17 protein-coding genes and 1 pseudogene are annotated in these 20,548 nt (G+C 63.0%); 11 read left to right on the top strand and 7 right to left on the bottom strand.

Annotation, left to right across the window (positions count from 1 at the left end; genetic code table 11):
• Window positions 1-13: 13 nt before the first annotated feature.
• Window positions 14-1,195 (top strand): PucR family transcriptional regulator, encoded by a 1,182-nt coding sequence (locus RHODMAR_RS24010; RefSeq protein WP_008719890.1) that lies wholly within the window; start codon window positions 14-16, stop codon window positions 1,193-1,195.
• On the opposite strand, the gene RHODMAR_RS24005 is transcribed toward RHODMAR_RS24010, so the two are convergent.
• On the bottom strand, window positions 1,142-2,008 hold the full coding sequence (locus tag RHODMAR_RS24005; RefSeq protein WP_008719887.1) for a short-chain dehydrogenase/reductase: 867 nt from the start codon (window positions 2,006-2,008) through the stop codon (window positions 1,142-1,144). The genes RHODMAR_RS24010 and RHODMAR_RS24005 overlap by 54 nt on opposite strands.
• Window positions 2,009-2,249: 241 nt before the next feature.
• Between RHODMAR_RS24005 and RHODMAR_RS24000 the strand changes: the two are divergent.
• From RHODMAR_RS24000 to RHODMAR_RS23990, 3 genes and pseudogenes are all read left to right on the top strand, one after another.
• A pseudogene (locus RHODMAR_RS24000) lies at window positions 2,250-2,390 on the top strand (ferredoxin); the annotation flags it as partial.
• Between the two features lie 53 nt (window positions 2,391-2,443).
• Complete coding sequence (locus RHODMAR_RS23995) at window positions 2,444-3,667, top strand: molybdopterin molybdotransferase MoeA (protein WP_008719884.1); 1,224 nt, start codon at window positions 2,444-2,446, stop codon at window positions 3,665-3,667.
• 58 nt (window positions 3,668-3,725) lie between these two features.
• Entirely contained in the window at window positions 3,726-6,251 is a 2,526-nt protein-coding gene (locus RHODMAR_RS23990; protein ID WP_008719882.1) for a molybdopterin-dependent oxidoreductase, read from the top strand.
• A 34-nt stretch (window positions 6,252-6,285) separates the two neighbouring features.
• Here RHODMAR_RS23990 and RHODMAR_RS23985 read toward each other — a convergent pair whose 3' ends face one another.
• The 5 genes from RHODMAR_RS23985 to RHODMAR_RS23965 form a co-directional block, all read right to left on the bottom strand.
• A complete protein-coding gene (locus RHODMAR_RS23985; protein ID WP_042940205.1) occupies window positions 6,286-7,449 on the bottom strand; it encodes a Gfo/Idh/MocA family protein in 1,164 nt (387 codons plus the stop codon).
• 79 nt (window positions 7,450-7,528) lie between these two features.
• Complete coding sequence (locus RHODMAR_RS23980) at window positions 7,529-8,347, bottom strand: ATP-binding cassette domain-containing protein (protein WP_008719877.1); 819 nt, start codon at window positions 8,345-8,347, stop codon at window positions 7,529-7,531.
• A 3-nt stretch (window positions 8,348-8,350) separates the two neighbouring features.
• Window positions 8,351-9,409 carry an ABC transporter permease gene (locus RHODMAR_RS23975; protein ID WP_008719875.1) on the bottom strand — a complete coding sequence of 353 codons (1,059 nt, stop codon included), beginning with the start codon at window positions 9,407-9,409 and terminating at the stop codon, window positions 8,351-8,353.
• Window positions 9,410-9,475: 66 nt separating this feature from the next.
• Window positions 9,476-10,444, bottom strand: coding sequence for a substrate-binding domain-containing protein (locus RHODMAR_RS23970; RefSeq protein WP_042940216.1), 969 nt, complete (start codon window positions 10,442-10,444; stop codon window positions 9,476-9,478).
• A 208-nt stretch (window positions 10,445-10,652) separates the two neighbouring features.
• The gene (locus RHODMAR_RS23965; RefSeq protein ID WP_008719869.1) at window positions 10,653-11,687 is read right to left on the bottom strand and encodes a Gfo/Idh/MocA family protein; all 1,035 of its coding nucleotides are present in this window, start codon (window positions 11,685-11,687) and stop codon (window positions 10,653-10,655) included.
• Window positions 11,688-11,764: 77 nt separating this feature from the next.
• On the opposite strand from RHODMAR_RS23965, the gene RHODMAR_RS23960 reads away from it, so the two are divergent.
• On the top strand, window positions 11,765-12,763 hold the full coding sequence (locus RHODMAR_RS23960; protein WP_008719866.1) for a Gfo/Idh/MocA family oxidoreductase: 999 nt from the start codon (window positions 11,765-11,767) through the stop codon (window positions 12,761-12,763).
• Between the two features lie 38 nt (window positions 12,764-12,801).
• Here the strand turns inward: RHODMAR_RS23960 and RHODMAR_RS23955 are convergent, their stop codons facing one another.
• Window positions 12,802-13,572 carry a GntR family transcriptional regulator gene (locus RHODMAR_RS23955; RefSeq protein WP_008719864.1) on the bottom strand — a complete coding sequence of 257 codons (771 nt, stop codon included), beginning with the start codon at window positions 13,570-13,572 and terminating at the stop codon, window positions 12,802-12,804.
• A 190-nt stretch (window positions 13,573-13,762) separates the two neighbouring features.
• On the opposite strand from RHODMAR_RS23955, the gene iolC reads away from it, so the two are divergent.
• The 6 genes from iolC to RHODMAR_RS23925 are packed head-to-tail and all read left to right on the top strand — an operon-like array spanning window position 13,763 to window position 20,548.
• Entirely contained in the window at window positions 13,763-14,761 is a 999-nt protein-coding gene (gene iolC / locus RHODMAR_RS23950; RefSeq protein WP_008719862.1) for a 5-dehydro-2-deoxygluconokinase, read from the top strand.
• Window positions 14,754-15,656 (top strand): Cgl0159 family (beta/alpha)8-fold protein, encoded by a 903-nt coding sequence (locus RHODMAR_RS23945; RefSeq protein WP_008719859.1) that lies wholly within the window; start codon window positions 14,754-14,756, stop codon window positions 15,654-15,656. Before iolC ends, RHODMAR_RS23945 begins: the two co-directional genes overlap by 8 nt.
• 3 nt (window positions 15,657-15,659) lie before the next feature.
• Window positions 15,660-16,541: a 5-deoxy-glucuronate isomerase gene (iolB, locus tag RHODMAR_RS23940; protein WP_008719858.1), complete on the top strand. Its 882-nt coding sequence runs from the start codon at window positions 15,660-15,662 to the stop codon at window positions 16,539-16,541.
• Window positions 16,538-18,526: a 3D-(3,5/4)-trihydroxycyclohexane-1,2-dione acylhydrolase (decyclizing) gene (iolD, locus tag RHODMAR_RS23935; RefSeq protein ID WP_198289529.1), complete on the top strand. Its 1,989-nt coding sequence runs from the start codon at window positions 16,538-16,540 to the stop codon at window positions 18,524-18,526. Before iolB ends, iolD begins: the two co-directional genes overlap by 4 nt.
• Window positions 18,527-18,567: 41 nt before the next feature.
• Window positions 18,568-19,491, top strand: a complete 924-nt coding sequence (locus tag RHODMAR_RS23930) for a sugar phosphate isomerase/epimerase family protein (RefSeq protein WP_008719852.1) — start codon at window positions 18,568-18,570, stop codon at window positions 19,489-19,491.
• 22 nt (window positions 19,492-19,513) lie between these two features.
• A complete protein-coding gene (locus RHODMAR_RS23925; RefSeq protein WP_008719849.1) occupies window positions 19,514-20,548 on the top strand; it encodes a Gfo/Idh/MocA family protein in 1,035 nt (344 codons plus the stop codon).

The following is a 20,548-nucleotide window of genomic DNA, read 5'->3' as shown; positions in this document are numbered from 1 at the left end:
GGAGGGCGGTTCGATGCACGAAGACGGTGACACCACCCGGGAGCGTGAGATCGCGGCAAGGATCTCGTCGCTGATCGCCGGGGCCGATGCCGAGTTGGACTCAGTGGCATCGCGGTTGGCGGAGATGTACCGGCAGCGGATCCCGGTGTACGACTCCGTCGCGCACGAGGAAGTGCAGCGCAATACCAGGGCCGTACTCGACATCGTTCTGTGGCGCGTGCGCAGTGACTCGCCATCGGTCGACGAAAGTGACGTCACCGACCTGCTCCGGCGCTGGTCCGATCAGACGATCCCACTCGAATTGGTTGCGCACAGTATTCAATTGGGAGCACGTGAGCTGTTCAAGATCATTCGGCACAAGGCCGTCGAGCAGAGCTTGACCACGGCCGCGGTGGATGACATACAAGACATGATGTGGAAATGGGCGACGTCCTATTCCGCCGCAGTGAACACCGTGATGCAGGAGCGAGCCGTCACCGGCGCGATTCGACGCGCTGATCTCATCCGGCAACTGGTGGAGGGATCGTACCGACCCGCGTCGCTGAACAGTGACGCGAACGAACACGGAATCGATCTCACCCACGAGTATCGCGTCGCCTGTGTGGTCTGGGACGAGACATCCAAGTCTTCCGATGCTCGGGCGATGCTGCGAATGCGTTGCAGCGCCGGTCTTCTCGAGGTTGTCGACGCGATCATCGACCGTCATCTGGTGGCGCTGTTGCCCAATGTTCCGGATCGCCTCGAGTGCTCCGTCGCCATCGGACTCGGCGATGCCAGGACGGCCTCCGAGGCGCGATCTTCCTACGAGCAAGCACAACGTGCACTCTCGCTGGCCGTGACGTTCGAGAAAACGGGCGTCGTGGATCTTGCGGCTCTCGGACCGCTTCCTCTTCTTTCTTTCGCGGACGACGTGGCGGAGCAGATGGCTACCGTGCACCTCGACCCGCTACTCGTACGCGGCGTAGCAGGTCGGGAGATCATGGACACCGTCGCAACGTATCTCGACCACGATCGCCGCGTCGACGACACCGCCGCCGCCCTATACGTTCACCGCAACACCGTTCGCAATCGAGTCGCCCGGTTCAGTGATCTCACCGGATTGGACATCGACTCGACTGCAGATCTGGTGTTGGCGTGGTGGCTACTGACGCGTGACCGAGCGCAGCGCGCGGCTCTGGAGAACCCCGCTCTCTAGCGCAGGCACTGTCTTCTTCACCCGCGGGCGGAGTATCGCATCCCACAGTCGGCCGGTGAAGACTCCACGCACGGTATCCACTCCGCGAAGAGCGCCGGGTACGTAGACCTTTCGGCGACGACCGACGATCGTGTTCACGAATGCATCGGCGCATTCGCCGAGCTCGGTCACCACGTTGAACGGCCACGGCAGTTCTTCGATGCCGTCGCGTACCGCAGCAATGCTGTGCTGCGACTCGAACATCGGAGTGCGGACGAAGGCCGGGTGTGCCACACCGACTCCCACGCCTTTGTGCGCAACCTCGAGGCGCAGCCCACCACCGAATGCCTCGACGCCCGTCTTGGATGCGGCGTAGGCAGATTGGCCCGGGATGTTCTTCAGCGCCGCCGCCGAGGACACCAGCAGGTAGTAACCACGCTGCGCCGTGATCGCAGGCAGGGTTGCATGGACCGTCCGAATTACCCCGATGAGGTTGACCTCCACTATCTTCACCAGCGATTCGACGTCACTGATTGCGACGGTACCGGCCTCGGCGATACCGGCGTTGGCGACAACCACGTCGAGGCAGCCGTACTCGTCCAGCACCGTCGCCACGGCCGATTCGAGCGACGCGGTGTCGGTCACGTCAGCGCTGATGGAGATGTGTCGTCCGTGCCGCGTCGTGTCCAACGTGGCCAGCACCGAAGGGGAAATCTCGGAGCGGTCGACCAGGACGACATGCGCGCCGAGCGATGCGAGACGGCGTCCGGTCTCGAGGCCGATACCGGACGCCCCTCCAGTGATGAGGGCGACCTTGCCTGCTACAGACTTCATGATTTCCGGACCTTTCGAGGAATCAATCATGTGGTGTGGAATCGATTGTGAGGGTTGCGACGGCGCGACGGAAGGTGCGGCAGTCCACTCGCAGCCCCGAGATGATGTGCGTATGCACAGACTTCGGGGTTCGGGGGTACCCGCGCCGAACATCTCCGCCGACAAGGCTGCGCGATCCGGGAGACTATGTACTATGACGGAAACCATAGAAGACGCGGAATCCATTGAGGGGCAACGTTTCGTGACATACATCGTGGCCGAGCCGTATGTCGATATTCTCGACAAGGCGTGCATCGAAGAGTGCCCTGTGGATTGCATGTATCAGGGCGTCCGGATGCTGTGCATACACCCGGATGAATGTGTGGATTGTGTTGCGGCCAAGACCCAACCTACGGGTAAGGACGAACTGTTCGTGGCCGCAGTTCGGGGTCGGTCATGAGCTCGCCGGTAAGGTCGTCGTCTGCTGCCTTACGGTCGGTGGAGGATCACTGCGCCACGGTCGGCGGTCTGATCGGGAGCACTCCTGTACGGCGGTCGAACATCTGGGCGGCATCCGGCCTCGTCCTGGCAGAGCCTGTATTCGCGCCGGCCCCGCTTCCCCTGTTCGATAACTCAGCGGTCGACGGGTATGCCGTGCATGTCTCCGATCTCATCGGTGCATCCGCCGAATCGGCTGTGTCATTGCCTGTTGCGCAACATGTTCCGGCCGGTCATCCCACACCGATGACGTCGGCTGTCGGAACGGTCGCCAAGATAATGACGGGGGCTCCTGTTCCGGCTGGGTCTACCGGGATTGTGCCCGTGGAAGGGGCGCAAGTCGACGGGATGCAGGTCGAGTTCGATCGGCCATGCGATTTCGGTGCTCACATTCGGCGCAAGGGGGAGGATGTGCGGGAGGGCCAGCGCCTTCTCACACCGGGAACCTCCCTGACACCATTGCCGGTAGGTCTGCTCGCCGCGGTCGGAGTTCGTAGCGTGCTGGTCCACCGACGAGTGCGAGTAGCGCTGATCTCCACCGGAACCGAAATCATCTACCGATCACCGGTTCTGGGATTCGGCCAGGTTCACGAGTCCAACTCGGTCATGCTTGCGGCCGCCGTGCAGCAGTGCGGTGCCGAAGTGGCTATGTGTGTTTCGGTGTCCGACTCGGTGGACGAATTTCGTGCCGTTCTGGCTACGGCGTGCGCCGCAGCCGACGTCGTCATCACCTCGGGAGGGATCAGTGCGGGTGACCACGAAGTAGTCAAGCCGGCCTTGTGTACCGAGGACATGGAGTTCTCAGGCGTTGCGATGTCGCCGGGACGACCACAGGGCGCTGGGCGTGTGTTCGACACCGCGGTGCTGAGCTTTCCTGGTAACCCGTTGGCTGCGTACGCATCGTTCGAATTCTTCGCCCGTCGTAACCTTCGACTCGCCATGGGGTTGAGACCCGAGGAGAGACGGGAAGTGACTGTGTCGCTTGCGCACTCCATCGAGCGAACGCCCGGGCGTCACTCGTTTCATCTTGCTCGCTCCAACTCGGACGGAACAGTCACCGTGCTGACGGGAGCGAAACGGCACGGCCTCGGATCGGCGGCCGAAGCGAATTGTTTCGTGCGTCTGGACAACACGGTCGGGGCGCTTCGAGCCGGGGATCTGGTGAACGCCGTAGCTCTCTGACACATACGTTCCGGAAACGACAGGTCAATCTCGGTCAACATAGAATCTGGGTGCATTCATGATCGACACCAATCAGTCCGCAGACACGTGGAAGAAGAACGCGTGCATTCTCTGCGAGTGCAATTGCGGTATCGAAGTCAAGGTAGACGACGGTCGACTGCTCAAGATCCGAGGGGACAAGGATCATCCAGGCTCTCAGGGGTACACCTGCGAAAAACCGCTGCGACTCGACAGCTATCAGAACGGTCCGCATCGGCTCGACACTCCGCTGCGTCGACGCGCGGACGGTACGTACGAGCAGATCGATTGGGAGACTGCGCTGGACGAGATCGCGGCTCGGCTTCGCACGGTGGGTGCGGAGCACGGCGGCGAGAGCATCTTCTTCTACGGTGGTGGTGGCCAGGGCAATCACCTCGGCGGCTCCTACGGTCGATCGCTCTTCCATGCGGTCGGCGCGCGCTACACCTCGAATGCGCTGGCTCAGGAGAAGACGGGAGAGGGTTTTGTCGACACCGAGCTGTACGGCAGTCACACCTCGGGTGACTTCGAGAACGCGGAAGTGTCGGTCTTCGTGGGCAAGAACCCGTGGCAGTCGCACGGGATGGCGCGGGCAAGGCCCACGCTCAAGGAGATCGCTCGCGACCCTGAACGATCGATGATCGTCATCGACCCGCGCAAGAGTGAGACTGCGGCGATGGCCGATTACCACCTGCAGGTCAAGCCCGGCACGGATGCCTGGTGCTTGGCTGCACTCGATGCAACTCTCGTTCAGGAAGACCTGATCGCATCGGAATGGTTGAAAGCGAATGCAGTAGGGGTAGAGGAGGTGTTGACACTGCTGCGCGAGATCGACATCGCTGACTACGCGAGGCGCTGCGGTGTGCCCGAAGAGACCATTCGCGACGCGGCCCGACGCATCGGCCGAGCCGAGAGCGTGTCGACCTACGAGGACCTCGGGATCCAACAGTCACCGAATGCCACCGTCAATGCCTACTTGCAGAAACTGATGTGGGTACTCACCGGCAACTTTGCGAAACCTGGTGGCATGCATATGCATTCCTGGATGTTCCCGATCGCTGGAACATGGTTTCCCGTTCCGCCGGATTCGACACCACGTTTCGACACCGTACGGCGCACCGTCGGGTTGCAGGCGATGCGAAGCGGTGCCGGTGTGATGCGTTGGTTGGCTGCGAAAGTGAGCGGGAAGAGTGTCGGCAGTTCGCTGATGGAACGTGGCGCCCGGATGTCGTTGAAGATCTTCTTCCTATCCTCCGGGGCTGCCGTTGCGCAACCGATCGCCAACGTTCTCGGTAACCCTGCGCAGGAGGGCTACACGCCCGTCACCGGCGCGCGTATCGTGTCCGGCCTCATTCCGGCGAATTCCATCGCCGACGAGATCTTGACCGAGCACCCGGACAGGCTCCGGGCAATGTGGATCGACTCGTCGAATCCCCTTCACTCGTTGGCTGATTCGGGCCGCTTTCGCCGTGCGATGAGGAGTCTCGACCTGACGGTCGTGGTCGACGTCGCACTCACGGAAACCGCTCGGGAGGCCGACTACGTGCTTCCGGCGTCGAGCCAGTTCGAGAAGTACGAGGCATCGATGTTCACACTGCACTTTCCGCACAACACCTTCCAGCTTCGAAACCCCCTGATGCCCGCGAAGCCGGGTACCCGATCCGAACCGTTCATCTACGCCGGACTGATCGATCGTCTCGGTTCCGTCGACAGCAAGCTTCTTTCGGAATTGCGATCGGCTGCACTGATCGGTCGCGCCGCCTTCAACCTGGTCCTCTTCTCCACGATGGAGCAGCGTCCCGAACTGGCCGGCCTGCTGCCGTACATTCTCTACCGCACACTGGGATCCACCTTCGCCGAAGGCGAGGAGGCGAAAGCCATGATCTGGGGTATGGCGCAGCTGGCGTGCATAGCCAACCCCGATGCTGCACGGCGGGCCGGATTCACCGGAGAGGGTGCCGCCCAAGGTGAGCAATTGTTCGATGCCATCGTGGACAACCCCCAGGGAGTCACTTTCACCGACGATCGCTACGAGGATGCGTGGAAATACATCCGCCACGAGGACAAAAAGATTCACGTCTACATTCCCGAGCTCGTGGACGAGATTCGGCTCCTCGACAAGGAAGAGCCGTGCTACACCAGCGCTGCGTACCCGTTCATCCTGTCGGCCGGAGAGCGACGCGCCTTCACCGCGAATGTCATCATCCGAAATCCCGAGTGGAGACGCAGGGACAAGGAAGGATCGCTGCGTATCTGTCCTGCCGATGCATCCGCATTGGGGGTGGCCAGCGGTGATGTGGTGCGATTGACGACCGAGACCGGAACCGCCACGACGACGGTCGAGGTGAGCCAGATGATGCAGGCAGGGCACGTGTCACTGCCCAACGGAATGGGAGTGTCCTATCCGTCGGAGAGCGGCGACGAGGTTGTCGGTGTACCGCTGAACACCCTGACGTCGGTGACCCGTCGCGACAAGTTCTTCGGTAATCCGTGGCACAAGAACGTGCCCGTGCGGATCGAACCCGTGGGAACCGAGGGTGGCGAAAGTCCCGCCGAGGCGGTGTGACCCCGCAGTCCCTCGAGTCGTGCGCCTGTGAATCTCACGAGCCGGGGCTGACCCACCGACCCGAGGCCACGGATTCGGACATGGCATCGAGTACCCCGGCGCTACGGACGGCGTCTCGTAGCGTTGCGCCGCAGGGCTTTCCGTCTCCGATGGACTTGAAGAAGCGCATGGCCTCGATGACCTTGAGGTCGTCGTACCCCATCGAGGACGCCGAACCGGGTTGGAATGCGCCGTACTCGCCGTGGGAGGGCCCGACGAAGACGGTCGATGCGGGTTGATCCTGGTATCGGTCTCCTGTGCTGAGAGAGAGTTCACCGAGCCGCCGGAAGTCCCATGAGACAGCACCTTTGGTGCCGTGAATCTCGAACCCGTATGCGTTCTGATCGCCGACGGCCACACGACTTGCCTCCAGAACGACGCGCGCTCCGCTGTGCAGGCGGAGTTGGCTGCTGACGAAGTCCTCGTTCTCGACGGCCCCGCGTTCACCTCCGGCAGCAAGAGCGTGTCCGGTGGTGGAGCCGCTCGGCTTCGTTCGTTCGGGAACGAAGATCGCGGTGTCTGCCACCAGGGACTCGATGTCGCCCAGGAGGTAGTAGACCAAATCGGCTCCGTGCGAGGCGAGATCGCCGAGTACGCCGTTCCCGCCGCGAGCGCGCTCGAACCGCCAGCTCAATGCGCCGTTTGGGTGTGCGGCGTAGTCGCTGAAGAATCGGAATCTGGCATGGGTGATCGTTCCGAGTTCACCGGATTCGACGAGGGCCTTGGCTTCCTCGACCGCCGGGGCATTGCGGTAATTGAATCCGACGGCCGTCTGCACGCCCGCCTTGTCGGCCGCGAGTGCGACAGCGCGCGCATCGTCCGCGGTCAGGCCGACCGGCTTTTCGATCCAGATGTGTTTTCCCGCTTCGACCATCGCGGTTCCGATCGATCGATGCAGGAAGTTGGGCGCGGTGATCGAGACGGCTTCGATCGTCGGGTCGGACTGGATCTCGTGCCAATCGGTGGTTGCCGCCGCGAAGCCGAACTGATCGGCTGCGTCGTCCGCTCGGCCTTCGAGCTCGTCCGCGACCATCGCCAACTCGGGGCGCAGCCTCAGATCTGGATAGTGTTGATTCAGGCGAGAATACGCCTGCGTGTGCACCCGCCCCATCCACCCGAAACCAGCTACACCGACACGAACAGACCGGGTGGATCGCACAAGAAGACTCCTTTTCGAAGGGTGTGCGGGCCGGTCCGATGGGACCGGCCCGATACAGCATGTGGGTAGCGAACCCGACCTATCGGCGAAGTTCGTGGGTGAGGGTGTCGAGTTCGTCGCCGCCCGCCATTTCCTTGGTGAGGTCGTCGAGCGAGATGTCCTCGTAGCTGCAGTCGAGCTTTTGGCGTCCACGGTTGAGCAGGACGAAGTGATCGCCGACCATGTACGCGTGGTGGGGATTGTGGGTGATGAAGACAACGCCGAAGCCTTGTTCCTTGGCCGCGGAGATGTAGCGAAGCACCATTCCCGATTGCTTGACGCCGAGGGCTGCGGTGGGCTCGTCGAGGATCAGAACACGAGCACCGAAAAAGATTGCGCGAGCGATGGCGACGCACTGGCGCTGGCCGCCCGAGAGCGAGCCGATGGGGGCATCGACGTCGGGAAGATCGATGCCCATCTTGTGCAGTTCTTCTACGGTCGTCGCCCGCATGGCGTTGGTGTCGAGGGACTTGAACACCGAGCCTTTGCGAAGCTCCTGGCCGAGAAAGAAGTTGCGCCACACCGGCATGAGGGCGACAACGGCGAGATCTTGGTAGACCGTCGCTATGCCCTGGTTCAGCGCGTCCTTGGGGGAGGCGAACGTGGTCGCCTTACCGTCGACAAGCAGTTCTCCTTCGCTCTGCTGATGCAGGCCGGCCATGATCTTGATCAGGGTGGACTTACCGGCTCCGTTGTCGCCGAGGACTCCGGTGACTTCACCGGCACCCACGCGTAGGTCGATGCCCTGCAGAGCGATGATGTTGCCGTAGCTCTTTCCCACGTTCTTCAGTTCGATGAGAGGCGTTTTTCCCCCGCCCGCGGGTTCGGATTCGATAGGGGTATCGGCGTGAACGGTCATGATTTACCTCTTCGCGGCGTAGGTGCGGAACGAGTTGTTGGCGATGACGGCGAACAGCAGCATCGCGCCGAGGAAGAACTTGAACCAGTCGGGGTTCCAGCCGGCGTAGACGATGCCCTGGTTGGCCATGCCGAAGATGAAGGCACCGATGAAAGCGCCGATGGCAGTGCCGAATCCGCCGGTGAGCAGGCACCCGCCGATGACCGCGGCGATGATGTAGAGGAACTCGTTGCCGACACCTTGGCCGGACTGGACGGTGTTGAACGCGAACAGCAGGTGCATGCCGACGAACCAGGCGCAGAAGCCGACGAACATGAACAAACCGATCTTGACCTTGGTCACCGGAACACCGATCGCGCGGGCGGAGTCCTGGTTGCCGCCGACGGCGAAGATCCAGTTGCCTATACGGGTTTTCATCAACACCCAGGTGGCCGCGAGAGTGAAGACGATCCACCACACGACGGTGATGCGGATGGAGATTCCGAACAGCGAGAACGACGACGAGAACACCGCTTTGGCGGAATGGAATCCATCCATATCCGAGATCGACTGTGTTGCTACCTGTCCGGTCACCAACTTGGTGACCGCAAGATTGATTCCGGTGAGCATCAAGAAGCTCGCCAGAGTGATCAGGAACGACGGAATCTTCGTCGTCATCACCAGCCACCCGTTGAGGAATCCGACCCCCAGCGCCAGCACCAATGCCAGCGCGGATCCGATCCATACGTTGAGGTGCAGGTTGTAGGCGATCATCGAGGCCATGATCGAAGAGAAGGTGACCGCGACTCCGGTCGACAGGTCGAACTCGCCGCCGATCATCAACAGCGACACACCGATGGCCATGATGCCGATCGTCGAGGACGCGTAGAGGACGGTGGCGAGGGCCTCGGGGGAGCGGAATGGAGGGGCAACGATGCAGAAGAATACGAAGATGATGATTGCGCCGAACAGTGCACCGATTTCCGGGCGAATCAACAACCGCTGCAACGGCTTTTGCTTCTTCACTCGTTCATCGACGACGACGGTGTGTTTGGACAGATCCAGGTCGGCCTGCGTGGACATGGTGTTCCTTCCCTACTGGTACGACGCTCACCGGCAGCGAAAATCGCATGCCGGTGAGCGTCGGGTTCAGCGAGTGCCGTTCTGGGCGTACTCGGCGATGGCGTCGATATTGGACTGGTCGATGAACGCGGGTCCGGTCAGTACCGGGGTGCCGCCGCCGATGGTGTTGCCGTTGTTGAGGTAGAGCCACAGTGAGTCGACAGCCAGGTACCCCTGCAGGTACGGCTGCTGATCGATCGCCCACGCGACATCACCGGACTGGAGTGCATCGACGAGTGCGGCGTTGGTGTCGAAGGTGACGACGGTGGCGTTGCTACCGGCGTTGGCCTTGGACTGCACTGCGGTCAGCGCGATCGGCGCACCGAGCGCGACGATATGATCGATGGCGGGGTCCTGCTGCAACTTTGCGGTGATGGTTGCCTCTACCGAGGGCATGTCCTTGCTGTTGACGTTGAGGATCTCGGTGCTACCACCGGTGAATCCGCTCTTGACGCCGGCGCACCGTGATTCGAGCGCAACCTGCCCCTGTTCCTGAATGATGCACAGGGTCTTCTTCGCGCCGTCCGCGGTCAGACGAGCGCCTGCGGCCTGACCGGCGATGGTCTCGTCCTGCCCGAAGTACTGTCCGACGCCCATGTCCTTCCAGGAGTCGAACCCGGAGTTGAAGGCCACCACAGGGATTCCGGCTGCATCAGCGGCCTCGACGGACGGGGCCATTGCGTCGGGCTTGGCCAGAGTGACCGCGATGCCGTCGACCTTCGAGTCGATCGCGCTCTGCACCAGGTTCGCCTGATTGGGTGCCTCGGGGTCGGACGAATACCGCAGCTCGATGTTGTCCTTCGCCGCTGCAGCTTCGGCACCCTTTCGGATCAGGTCCCAGAACGTGTCTCCGGGAACCTCGTGGGTGATCATGGCGATGGTCGCCTTCGGGGTGTCGGCCGTCCCTGCACCGCTGCCACTGTCGGACGAGTCCTGCGCGCCGCCCGAGGACGAGCACGCCGCGACCGATGCCGCCAACGTGACCCCGATCGCCATCGTGATGGTTTTGCGCCCCAGGTTCTTTGGGGACCTATGCGTTACCGAACCCAGACGAGACGTCATTTTCCAAACATCCTCTCGATGACCAGACGACCCGCTGATGTCGGGTCGGGCGAACTGCCTTAGGGGATGTAATACCCGTCACACCTGAAAGTCAATAGTTTGTCCAGACATTAGGACCGCACAACATTCCGTCGACGGGAGATCAGGAGGGAAAATCGATCCCCAGCACGCGCCGCAGTTCGTCGAGGGTGTCGAGGGTCGAGATGGTGTCGGACATTGTGTGACAGGGGCTTTCGAGCTCACCATTGGTGATTCGGCGGGCTGCCTCCGCGGCCTCGTAGGCAAGTCCCGCGGGGTAACCGCTGACGTCATCGACGAATCGAGCCGATCTTCCGTCGCGCAGGGACACGGTGAAGTTCCCCGGTCGGTAGAAAACGCCCTCCGTGCTGAGCATTCCTGAACTTCCGCACACTGCGGCGAGGTTCGGTGTGTCTACCAGGATGGTGGTGTTGAGAACGGCGTGAGCGCCTGTAGGCGATGTCAGGATCGCGGAGATCTGACCGTTCAGCTCCGAGTTGGCCTGCTGTCCTACTGCAGTGACGGTGGTGGGAGGACCCAAGGCCATCTGTGCGAAATAGACCGCGTATGTCCCCAGGTCGAGTAACGGACCGCCGGCGAGTGCCGGGTCGTAGATGCGGTGATCGGTCTCGAAGTGCTCGCCGTGGTCTGCCAGAACGGTTCCGATCTCACCGAGCATCCCCTGAGACAAGACCTGATCCATCACGTCGAATTTCGGCAGAAAGGCGGACCACATGGCCTCCATTGCGAACAGGCTCTTGGAGCGGGCGATCTCGGCGATGGAGTGAGCCTGCCGGGCGTCGAGAGCGAGGGGTTTTTCCACCACCACGTGCTTTCCGGCCTCGAGCGCCAGGGTCGCGTGCTCGAAATGGGAGGTGTGCGGGGTGGCGATGTACACGACATCGACCTCGGAACTCGAGACGAGTTCGTCGTAGTTGCCGTACACGGACGGAATCCCCCAGTCGGCCGCGAACGTCGCGCCCCGCTGTGCGTTTCTGGAGGCCACGGCCGAAATGTTCTGAGAAGTATGGTTACGCAACGCTTCTGCGAATCGAGCAGCGATCCAGCCAGGCCCCAGGATGCCCCATCGGAGTGCAGGCGCATCGGTGGGCGGAGCGACGCGTGAGGGCGGAAGTAGCAATTCTGTGGTCGAAGTCATCTCGAACACCCTAGTATCGACTGTTGTGCATATGTCCGGACATTCGGATATTTCATCAACAGTGATGGCGAGGGCCCATGAGCGTGCGTGTAGGAGTGATCGGTGCCGGGGTGATGGGCGCAGACCACATCCGGAATCTGCATTCGGTTGTGTCGGGTGCGACTGTCACGGCCGTAGCGGACGTCGACGCCTCCCGCGCGGCGGGCTTGGCCGCCGAGGTCGGTGCGGATGGCCTCACCGACCCGTACGGCTTGATCTCCCGGACCGACGTCGACGCCGTCGTCGTCGCCTCCCACGACTCCACCCACGCGGATCTCGTGCTTGCCTGTATCGAGGCGCGCAAGCCTGTTCTGTGCGAGAAGCCGCTCGCAGTGACCGTCGACGAATGCGTACGAGTGGTGCGAGCCCACGAGGCCGCGATATCGGGCGGAATTCCACTGCTCACAGTGGGATTCATGCGCCGCTTCGATCCAGGATACGTCGAGTTGAGGCACACCGTGACCTCGCGCGCAGTGGGAGAGCCGTTGATCGTGCATTGCTCGAGTCGAACGGTCACCTCGGGGCCCGGCGGCGATTCGGAGGCCAGTATCACCGGTTCTGCCATCCACGAACTCGATACGGTGCCGTGGTTGCTCGACTCCCCGGTGGTCGAGGTCAGCTGGCACACCACTCGTGCGAGCACGCGGATCGGCCACCGCCGCGATCCACAGTTCATGTTGTTGCGCACCGAAAGCGGCGTCCTGACGACCGTGGAATTGTTCCTCAACGCCGGCTACGGGTACGACATCCGCTGTGAGGTGATCGGCGAAGAGGGCGCGAGCCGTCTGGCGGAACCGATTCGGACGGTGACCGATCATGCTCTGCGGCACAGCTATTCGTATGCACGGGACTGGGTCCCTCGCTTTGCCGACGCCTATCGACTCCAGCTGCGCGAGTGGATCGATTCGATCGCAGAAGGGCGTACGTCCACGCTGGCGTCAGCGCGAGACGGCCTACAGGCGAGCCTGGTGGCGCGGGCGTTGATCACCTCGATGCACCGCGGCGGCGGCACCGTCGCGGTCGACAGGACTCTCTGACCGAGCGGTTTCCCGCGGTGTGTAAGTGGCTCAGCCGTTCAGCGATCGACCAGGGTGGTGTCGAAGTAATACCGCGAAGCGCGATACACGTGCGCTCCGAATTCGACGACGCGTCCCGAATCGTCGAATGCGGTGCGGTTCATGGTCAGCAGCGGTGCCTTGAATTTTTCGTCGAGCAGGGCGGCCTCTTCGCGATCGGCCGCTCGGGCACCGATGCGTTGACGTGCGAGCCTGATGTGTACTCCTCGTGTACGCAGCGAGGAGTACAGGCCCTGGGATTCGAGCTCGTCCGGCTCCGGGGCGATCTCACTCGGCAGATAATTGACCATGACGGCGAGTGGCTCACCGTTGGTACTGCGGAGCCTGCGGATGGTGACGACGTCCGTCGTATCGGCGATGTTCAATTCCTGTGCGACGTCGCGGGTCGGCGGACCGACCTGATAGTCGAGTAGGCGGGTCGTCGGGTTCTGCCCGGCGCGGGCGAGGTCGTCGAACAGGCTGGTGAGCTCGACCGGTCGGTGGACCGGACTCTGAACCACCTGTGTTCCGACACCACGTTTGCGCACGAGTAGCCCTTTGTCGACCAGTTCCTGGATCGCTCGGCGGGTGGTGGGACGGGACAGGCTCAGCCGCTTGGCCAGTGCCAGTTCGTTCTCGAATCGTTCCCCCGGCGCGAGGATGCCCTGCAAGATTGCGGATTCGATCGCTTGGGCCAGTTGAAAGTAGAGGGGGACCGGACTGGACCGGTTGAGTTCGACGGACAGTTGCGCCGCCTCGGTTCCAGGTGCCGCTGTGTTCGACGTGGTCACTGGTCTCTCCCGTCTGTCGGTGGGCGCGATGAGGCACCGGTTTGTACGAAGTCTAGGGGATGGATAACATCACTTGACCGGAAGTAAGAATGTCAGGACAAACTATTGACATTTGTATGTGAGCTCACGCACAGTGGACGCACCGAAGAACGTGTGGAAGCCCCTCACCGAAAACGAACACCTCACACCAATGGAGTCGATCGTGACCACCTCAGCCGACGCGTACACCGCGGCCTTCGACGTCCTCGCCATCGGGCGAAGCGGTGTCGATATCTACCCCCTGCAGACCGGTGTCGGTCTCGAACAGGTCGACACCTTCGGAAAGTTCCTGGGCGGTAGCGCCGCGAATGTCACCGTTGCTGCCGCGCGGCTGGGCTGCCGCTCGGCGTTGATCTCCGGCGTCGGCGACGACCCCTTCGGTCGTTACGTGGCCGCGGAGTTGGCCCGGCTGGGCGTCGACAACCGATTCGTCGTCACCGACCATCAGTTCGCGACTCCGGTGACCTTCTGCGAGATCTTCCCGCCCGACGACTTTCCGCTGTACTTCTACCGAAAGCCGTCGGCACCCGATCTGCAGATTCGTGCGGAGAACATCGACGTCGACGCCGTCCGTAGCGCGCGTCTGTACTGGTCGACAGTCACCGGCTTGTCCGAAGAGCCCAGCCGCAGCGCGCATTTCGCTGCATGGGAGGCTCGAGATCGAGCGCCGCTGACCGTGCTCGACCTCGACTACCGGCCGATGTTCTGGGATTCGCCCGCAGCCGCAACGGAGCAGGTGCGCCGGGCCCTCGAGCATGTCACCGTTGCCGTCGGAAACAAGGAAGAGTGTCAGGTTGCTGTCGGCGAGACCGACCCGCACAAGGCGGCCGACGCGCTTCTCGACCTCGGAGTCTCGCTGGCCATAGTCAAGATGGGCCCGAAAGGTGTTCTGGGCAAGACCAAGACGCAGACAGTCACCGTGCCGCCGAATTTCGTCGATGTGGTCAACGGTCTCGGGGCGGGAGACAGCTTCGGCGGATCCCTGTGCCATGGCTTGCTCGCCGGTTGGCCCCTGGAGAAAATTCTGCGCTACGGCAACGCCGCCGGAGCGATCGTGGCGTCGCGCCTCGAATGCTCGACGGCAATGCCCACCGCCACCGAAGTTGCACTACTCGCAGAACGAACCGCTACGGAGGCTGTCAATGTCTGAGACCACCTTGAGCGCCGCACCCGCGGCCGCCACTTACGCCGAGGTCACCGCAATTCGCGCCACCGACCCGCAGGCCATCGAACGTGCCTGGGCCACGCGAGTCACTCGCCCGACCATCCGCGGCAACGGCCGACTGATGATCGTTGCCGCCGACCATCCGGCACGGGGAGCGCTGTCGGTGGGCTCGGACATGACCGCCATGAACAGCCGCACCGAACTGCTGGACCGGCTGCGCACCGCGCTCGCCAACCCCGGCGTGGACGGTGTCCTCGGCTCTGCCGACATCCTGGACGACCTCGTGCTGCTCGGAGCGCTCGAAGACAAGGTGATCTTCTCGTCTATGAATCGCGGTGGCTTGGCCGGTGCCTCGTTCGAGTTGGACGACCGAATGACCGGTGCCACAGCCGCTTCCACGGCCAAGGCGCGGATGAACGGCGCGAAGATGCTCACCCGGATCGCACTCGACGATCCGGGCACTCTGGCCACGATGACGGCGTGCGCGCAGGCAATCGACGAATTGTCCGCGGCGAACCTCATCGCCATGGTGGAGCCGTTCCTCTCGCGCCGGGTCGAAGGTCGCGTCAAGAACGATCTGAGTGCGGACGCGGTCATCAAATCGATTCACATCACGCAAGGCCTCGGATCCAGCTCGGCCCACACGTGGATGAAGCTTCCCGTGGTACCCGAGATGGAACGCGTCATGGATGCCACGACGTTCCCGACGCTGCTCCTCGGCGGCGACCCGCAGACTGCGCCGGAGGAGACGTATGCCAGTTGGGCCCGCGCGCTCGAGATTCCCGCAGTTCGGGGCTTGATCGTCGGCCGCACGTTGCTCTACCCGCCGGATGGAAACGTCGAAGCTGCTGTCGGTACCGCCGTCGACATGGTGAGGTGAAACATGAACTCCGAGTACTACATCGCTGCCGGTGACGGCAGTGCGGACGGTTTCGACGTCGTCGTCACGCCCGAAAGCGCAGGGTGGACCGAATCGAGTCTGTGGACCTTCACCCTCTCTGCCGGTGGTTCGGTCGACTTGAATTCCGGTATGGACGAGATCATGGTGCTCCCGCTGGCAGGATCGGCCTCGGTCACCAGCGGTGACACCACGTTCGAGCTCGCCGGCCGTGCCTCGGTCTTCGACGGCCCGTCCGATTTCGCTTATGTCGGAAAAGATTCGGCGTACTCGGTGGCCAGCGCAGACGGTGGCCGCTTCGCCCTCTGCGCCGCACGGGCGAAGAACGAGCTTCCTTTCCGATACGTGCCCGCATCGGATATTTCGGTCGAACTGCGCGGCGCGGGCAACTGCAGCCGGCAGGTCCACAACTTCGGTACCGCGGACACGTTCGAGGCCGATTCGCTCATCGCGTGCGAGGTCATCACCCCGGGCGGCAACTGGTCCTCCTATCCGGGACACAAGCACGACGAGAACACCGCGAACGAGTCGGCGCTCGAGGAGATCTACTACTTCGAGATCGCCGACGGGCCGCAGGGCGCAGCAGGTTTCGGCTACCACCGGGTCTACGGCACACCGCAGCGACCGATCGAGGTGCTCGAAGAGGTACGAACCGGAGATGTGGTCCTCGTGCCACACGGTTACCACGGTCCGTCCGTTGCCGCCCCCGGCTATCACATGTACTACCTGAACGTCATGGCCGGACCGGGCGTCCAGCGAGCCTGGAACATCGTCGACGATCCCGAACACACGTGGATTCGCGGCAGCTGGACCGATCAGCCGGTCGACCCCCGCCTTCCCCTTCACACCGCACCGACAGGAGCATGACTGTGGTGTCCACAGCGCCGATCTCGGCGAGCAAGAACGACAACGCAGAACCGACAGAGCGTCTGACTGTCTCCCAGGCCGTAGTGAAGTTTCTGGCCAACCAGTTCGTCGAGCGCGACGGCGTCCGCAGCAAGTTCTTCGCGGGAGCCTTCGGCATCTTCGGTCACGGAAATGTCGCGGGCCTCGGCCAGGCATTGCTCCAAGCCGAGATCGACGCCGTCGAAGCCGGTACCGAACCGGAGCTGCCGTACGTTCTCGGACGCAACGAACAAGCCATGGTGCACAGCGCTGTGGCCTATGCACGCCAGAAGGACCGTCTGCAAGCCTGGGCAGTCACGGCCAGCGTCGGTCCCGGCGCGACCAACATGCTGACCGGCGCTGCTCTGGCCACCATCAACCGCCTTCCCGTATTGCTGCTCCCGGCAGACACTTTCGCGACCCGGGCCAGTGCTCCGGTGCTGCAGGAGCTCGAGCTTCCGTCGAGCGGCGACGTCACGGTCAACGATGCATTCAAGCCCCTGTCGCGTTACTTCGACCGGGTGTGGCGTCCGGAACAGCTGCCGAGCGCTCTGCTCGGTGCGATGCGTGTGCTCACCGATCCGGTCGAGACGGGCGCGGCGACGGTGGCCATCCCGCAGGACGTGCAGGCCGAAGCATTCGACTGGCCGGAATCGTTTTTTGCTCCCCGCACGTGGCATGTGGCTCGGCCTGTCCCGGAGAAGTCCGCCGTCGCGCGGGCGGCCGAGGTGATTCGCAGCGCGCGGAAGCCGCTGATCGTCGCCGGCGGCGGAGTGATCTATTCGCGAGCCACGGACGCCTTGGCATCGTTCTGTGCAGCGACGGGGATTCCCGTCGGGCAGAGCCAGGCGGGCAAAGGATCGTTGCCGTACGACCATCCGCAATCGGTCGGTGCCGTCGGTTCCACCGGCACGACGGCCGCCAACGCGCTCGCCACCGAAGCTGACGTCGTGATCGGAATCGGTACGCGGTACAGCGATTTCACCACTGCCTCGCGCACCGCGTTCACCAACCCCGACGTCAAGTTCGTCAACATCAACGTGGCCTCGATCGACTCGGTGAAGCAGGGCGGTGTCTCCGTCGTCGCGGACGCCCGCGAGGCGCTCGGCGCGCTGGCCGAGGCCCTCGGCGACTTCACGGTGTCCGGCGATTATCGCACCAGAGTCACCGAGCTCGCCCAGGCGTGGGACGAGACGGTCACGTCGGTCTACGCCATCGAGGATTCGTCCGCACCGCTGAATCAGAATCAGGTCATCGGTCTCGCGAATACCTTGTCCGACCCCCGCGACGTCGTGGTGTGTGCGGCCGGCTCCATGCCTGGTGATCTGCACAAGCTTTGGCGCACAAGGGATGCGAAGGGATATCACGTCGAGTACGGCTTCTCGTGCATGGGATACGAGGTGGCAGGCGGGATCGGCGCGAAGATGGCCGAGCCCGACCGTGACGTGTTCATCATGGTCGGCGACGGCTCGTACCTCATGATGGCGACCGAACTGGTCACCGCCGTGCAGGAAGGCGTCAAGGTCATCATGATCCTGGTGCAGAACCACGGCTTCGCATCCATCGGCTCGCTGTCGGAGTCCCTCGGATCGCAGCGATTCGGCACCGACTACCGCTACCGCAGCGACGACGGGGCGAGCGAAGCGACGGGGCTGTGGAAGGGTCGCCTGGACGGTGGCATCCTGCCCGTCGACCTCGCCGCGAACGCGGCAAGCCTCGGCGTCGACGTCGTTCGGGTCGACAACGGCAACGAGTTCACGGACGCGGTGAAGGCGGCCAAGGCGAGCGAGACGACCACCGTCATCCACGTCGAAACCGACCCGCTCATCGCTGCACCGGATTCCGAATCCTGGTGGGATGTGCCGGTCAGCGCGGCCTCGACGCTCGACTCGACGCGTAGCGCATACGAGACGTACCAGAAGTGGAAGAAGATCCAGCGGCCGTTCCTGCGTCCGTCCGGCCAGTAGTCACCCCAGAACATTCAGCACATCTCGAAAGGAATCACCTTATGAGCATTATTCGCGTTGGATCGGCACCCGATTCGTGGGGCGTCTGGTTCCCGGAGGACCCCCAGCAGACCCCCTACGGCCGGTTCCTCGACGAGGTCTCCGGATCGGGCTACGAGTGGATCGAGCTCGGCCCGTTCGGATATCTGCCGACCGATCCTCAGCAGCTGTCCGACGAGCTCGCAGCGCACAACCTGAAGCTCTCGGCCGGGACCGTTTTCGAGCATCTGCACCAGGACGATGCCTGGGATGCGGTGTGGACCCAGATCGAAGACGTCGCAAAACTCACTGCGGCAGTGGGCGGAAAACATGTCGTCGTGATCCCCGAGATGTGGCGTGACCCGTCCACCGGAGCCGTGCTCGAGGATCGCACGCTCACCACCGAACAGTGGCGCAAGAAGACCGAAGGCATGAACGAACTCGGCAAGCGCATGTTCGAGCAGTACGGGGTCAAGGCGCAGTACCACCCGCATGCGGACAGTCACGTCGACACCGAGGAGAACGTGTACCGCTTCCTCGACGGCACCTCGAGTGAGTTCGTCAACCTCTGCCTCGACACCGGTCACATCAGCTACTGCGGCGGCGACAACATCGCCATCATCGAGCGAGCCCCGGAGCGCATCGGGTATCTGCACCTCAAGCAGGTCGACGAAGCCGTCCGCGCCCGAGTCGAGGCCGAGGATCTGCCGTTCGGTGAGGCCTGCAAACTCGGCGCGATGACCGAACCGCCCTTGGGTATTCCGGATATGCCGCCACTGCTGTCGACCATCGAGCGGCTGGCCGATGCAGGCAAGCTCACCGCAGACATCTTCGCGATCGTCGAGCAGGACATGTACCCGTGCGAGCCGGACTACCCGCTGCCGATCGCACAGCGCACTCGTAAGTACCTGGGCTCCTGCGGGATCCCGTCCATCCAGTTCAGCTGATACCCGCAAGGAGACTTTTCTCATGACCAACGAACTGCGCATCGCCGTCCTCGGGGTCGGCATGATGGGTGCCGACCACGTCGCTCGCATCTCCTCGAAGATCGCCGGTGCACGCGTTGCCGTCGTCAACGACTACTTCACCGAAAAGGCCGAAGAGCTCGCCGCGTCCATCCCCGGTGCTCGGGTCGTCAATGACCCGATCGATGCCATCGCCGATCCCGAGGTCGATGCCGTGTTGCTCGCGACCCCCGGTCCGACGCACGAGAAGCAGCTGCTCGCGTGCCTCGAGTACGGTAAGCCGGTCATGTGCGAGAAGCCGTTGACCACGGACGTCGAAACCTCGCTCGCAGTGGTGAAGGCGGAGGCCGAACTGGGCAAGAAACTCATCCAGGTCGGATTCATGCGCCGCTTCGACCACGAGTATGCGGACCTGAAGGCACTGATCGACTCCGGAGACATCGGTCGGCCGCTCGTCGTGCACTGCGCACATCGAAACCCGGCTGTGCCGCCTCATTTCGACAGCGCGATGATGGTCAAGGATTCGCTCGTGCACGAGGTCGACGTCACCCGCTTTCTGCTCGACGAGGAGATTACGACGGTGCAGATCATCACACCGTCGGCCAACGCGAATGCGCCGGCGGAACTGAAGGATCCACAGATCGCCATCTTCACGACCGAGACCGGCCGGCACGTCGACGCGGAGGTGTTCGTCACCACCGGTATCGCGTACGAGGTCAGGACAGAGGTCGTGGCCGAGCGCGGGAGTGCCATGATCGGTCTGGACGTGGGTCTGGTGCGCAAGTCCGCACCCGGAACCTGGGGCGGCACGATCACACCGTCGTTCAAAGAGCGCTTCGGGCAGGCGTACGACACCGAAATTCAACGGTGGGTGAACGCAGCGCGCACCGGTGCCGAGACGGGCAACTACGTCGACGGTCCGGGCGCATGGGATGGCTACGCAGCAGCCGCGGTGTGTGAAGCCGGGGTGAAGTCGCTCGAGTCGGGTTCTCCCGTGGCGGTGGATATGGTCGCGCGTTCCTCGATCCCGGGCGCGTGA

The organism is Rhodococcus sp. AW25M09 (assembly GCF_000333955.1).
GTDB lineage: Bacteria > Actinomycetota > Actinomycetes > Mycobacteriales > Mycobacteriaceae > Rhodococcoides.
Note: the sequence above shows the minus strand (reverse complement) of the source record. Positions and strands in the feature narration are given on the sequence as shown.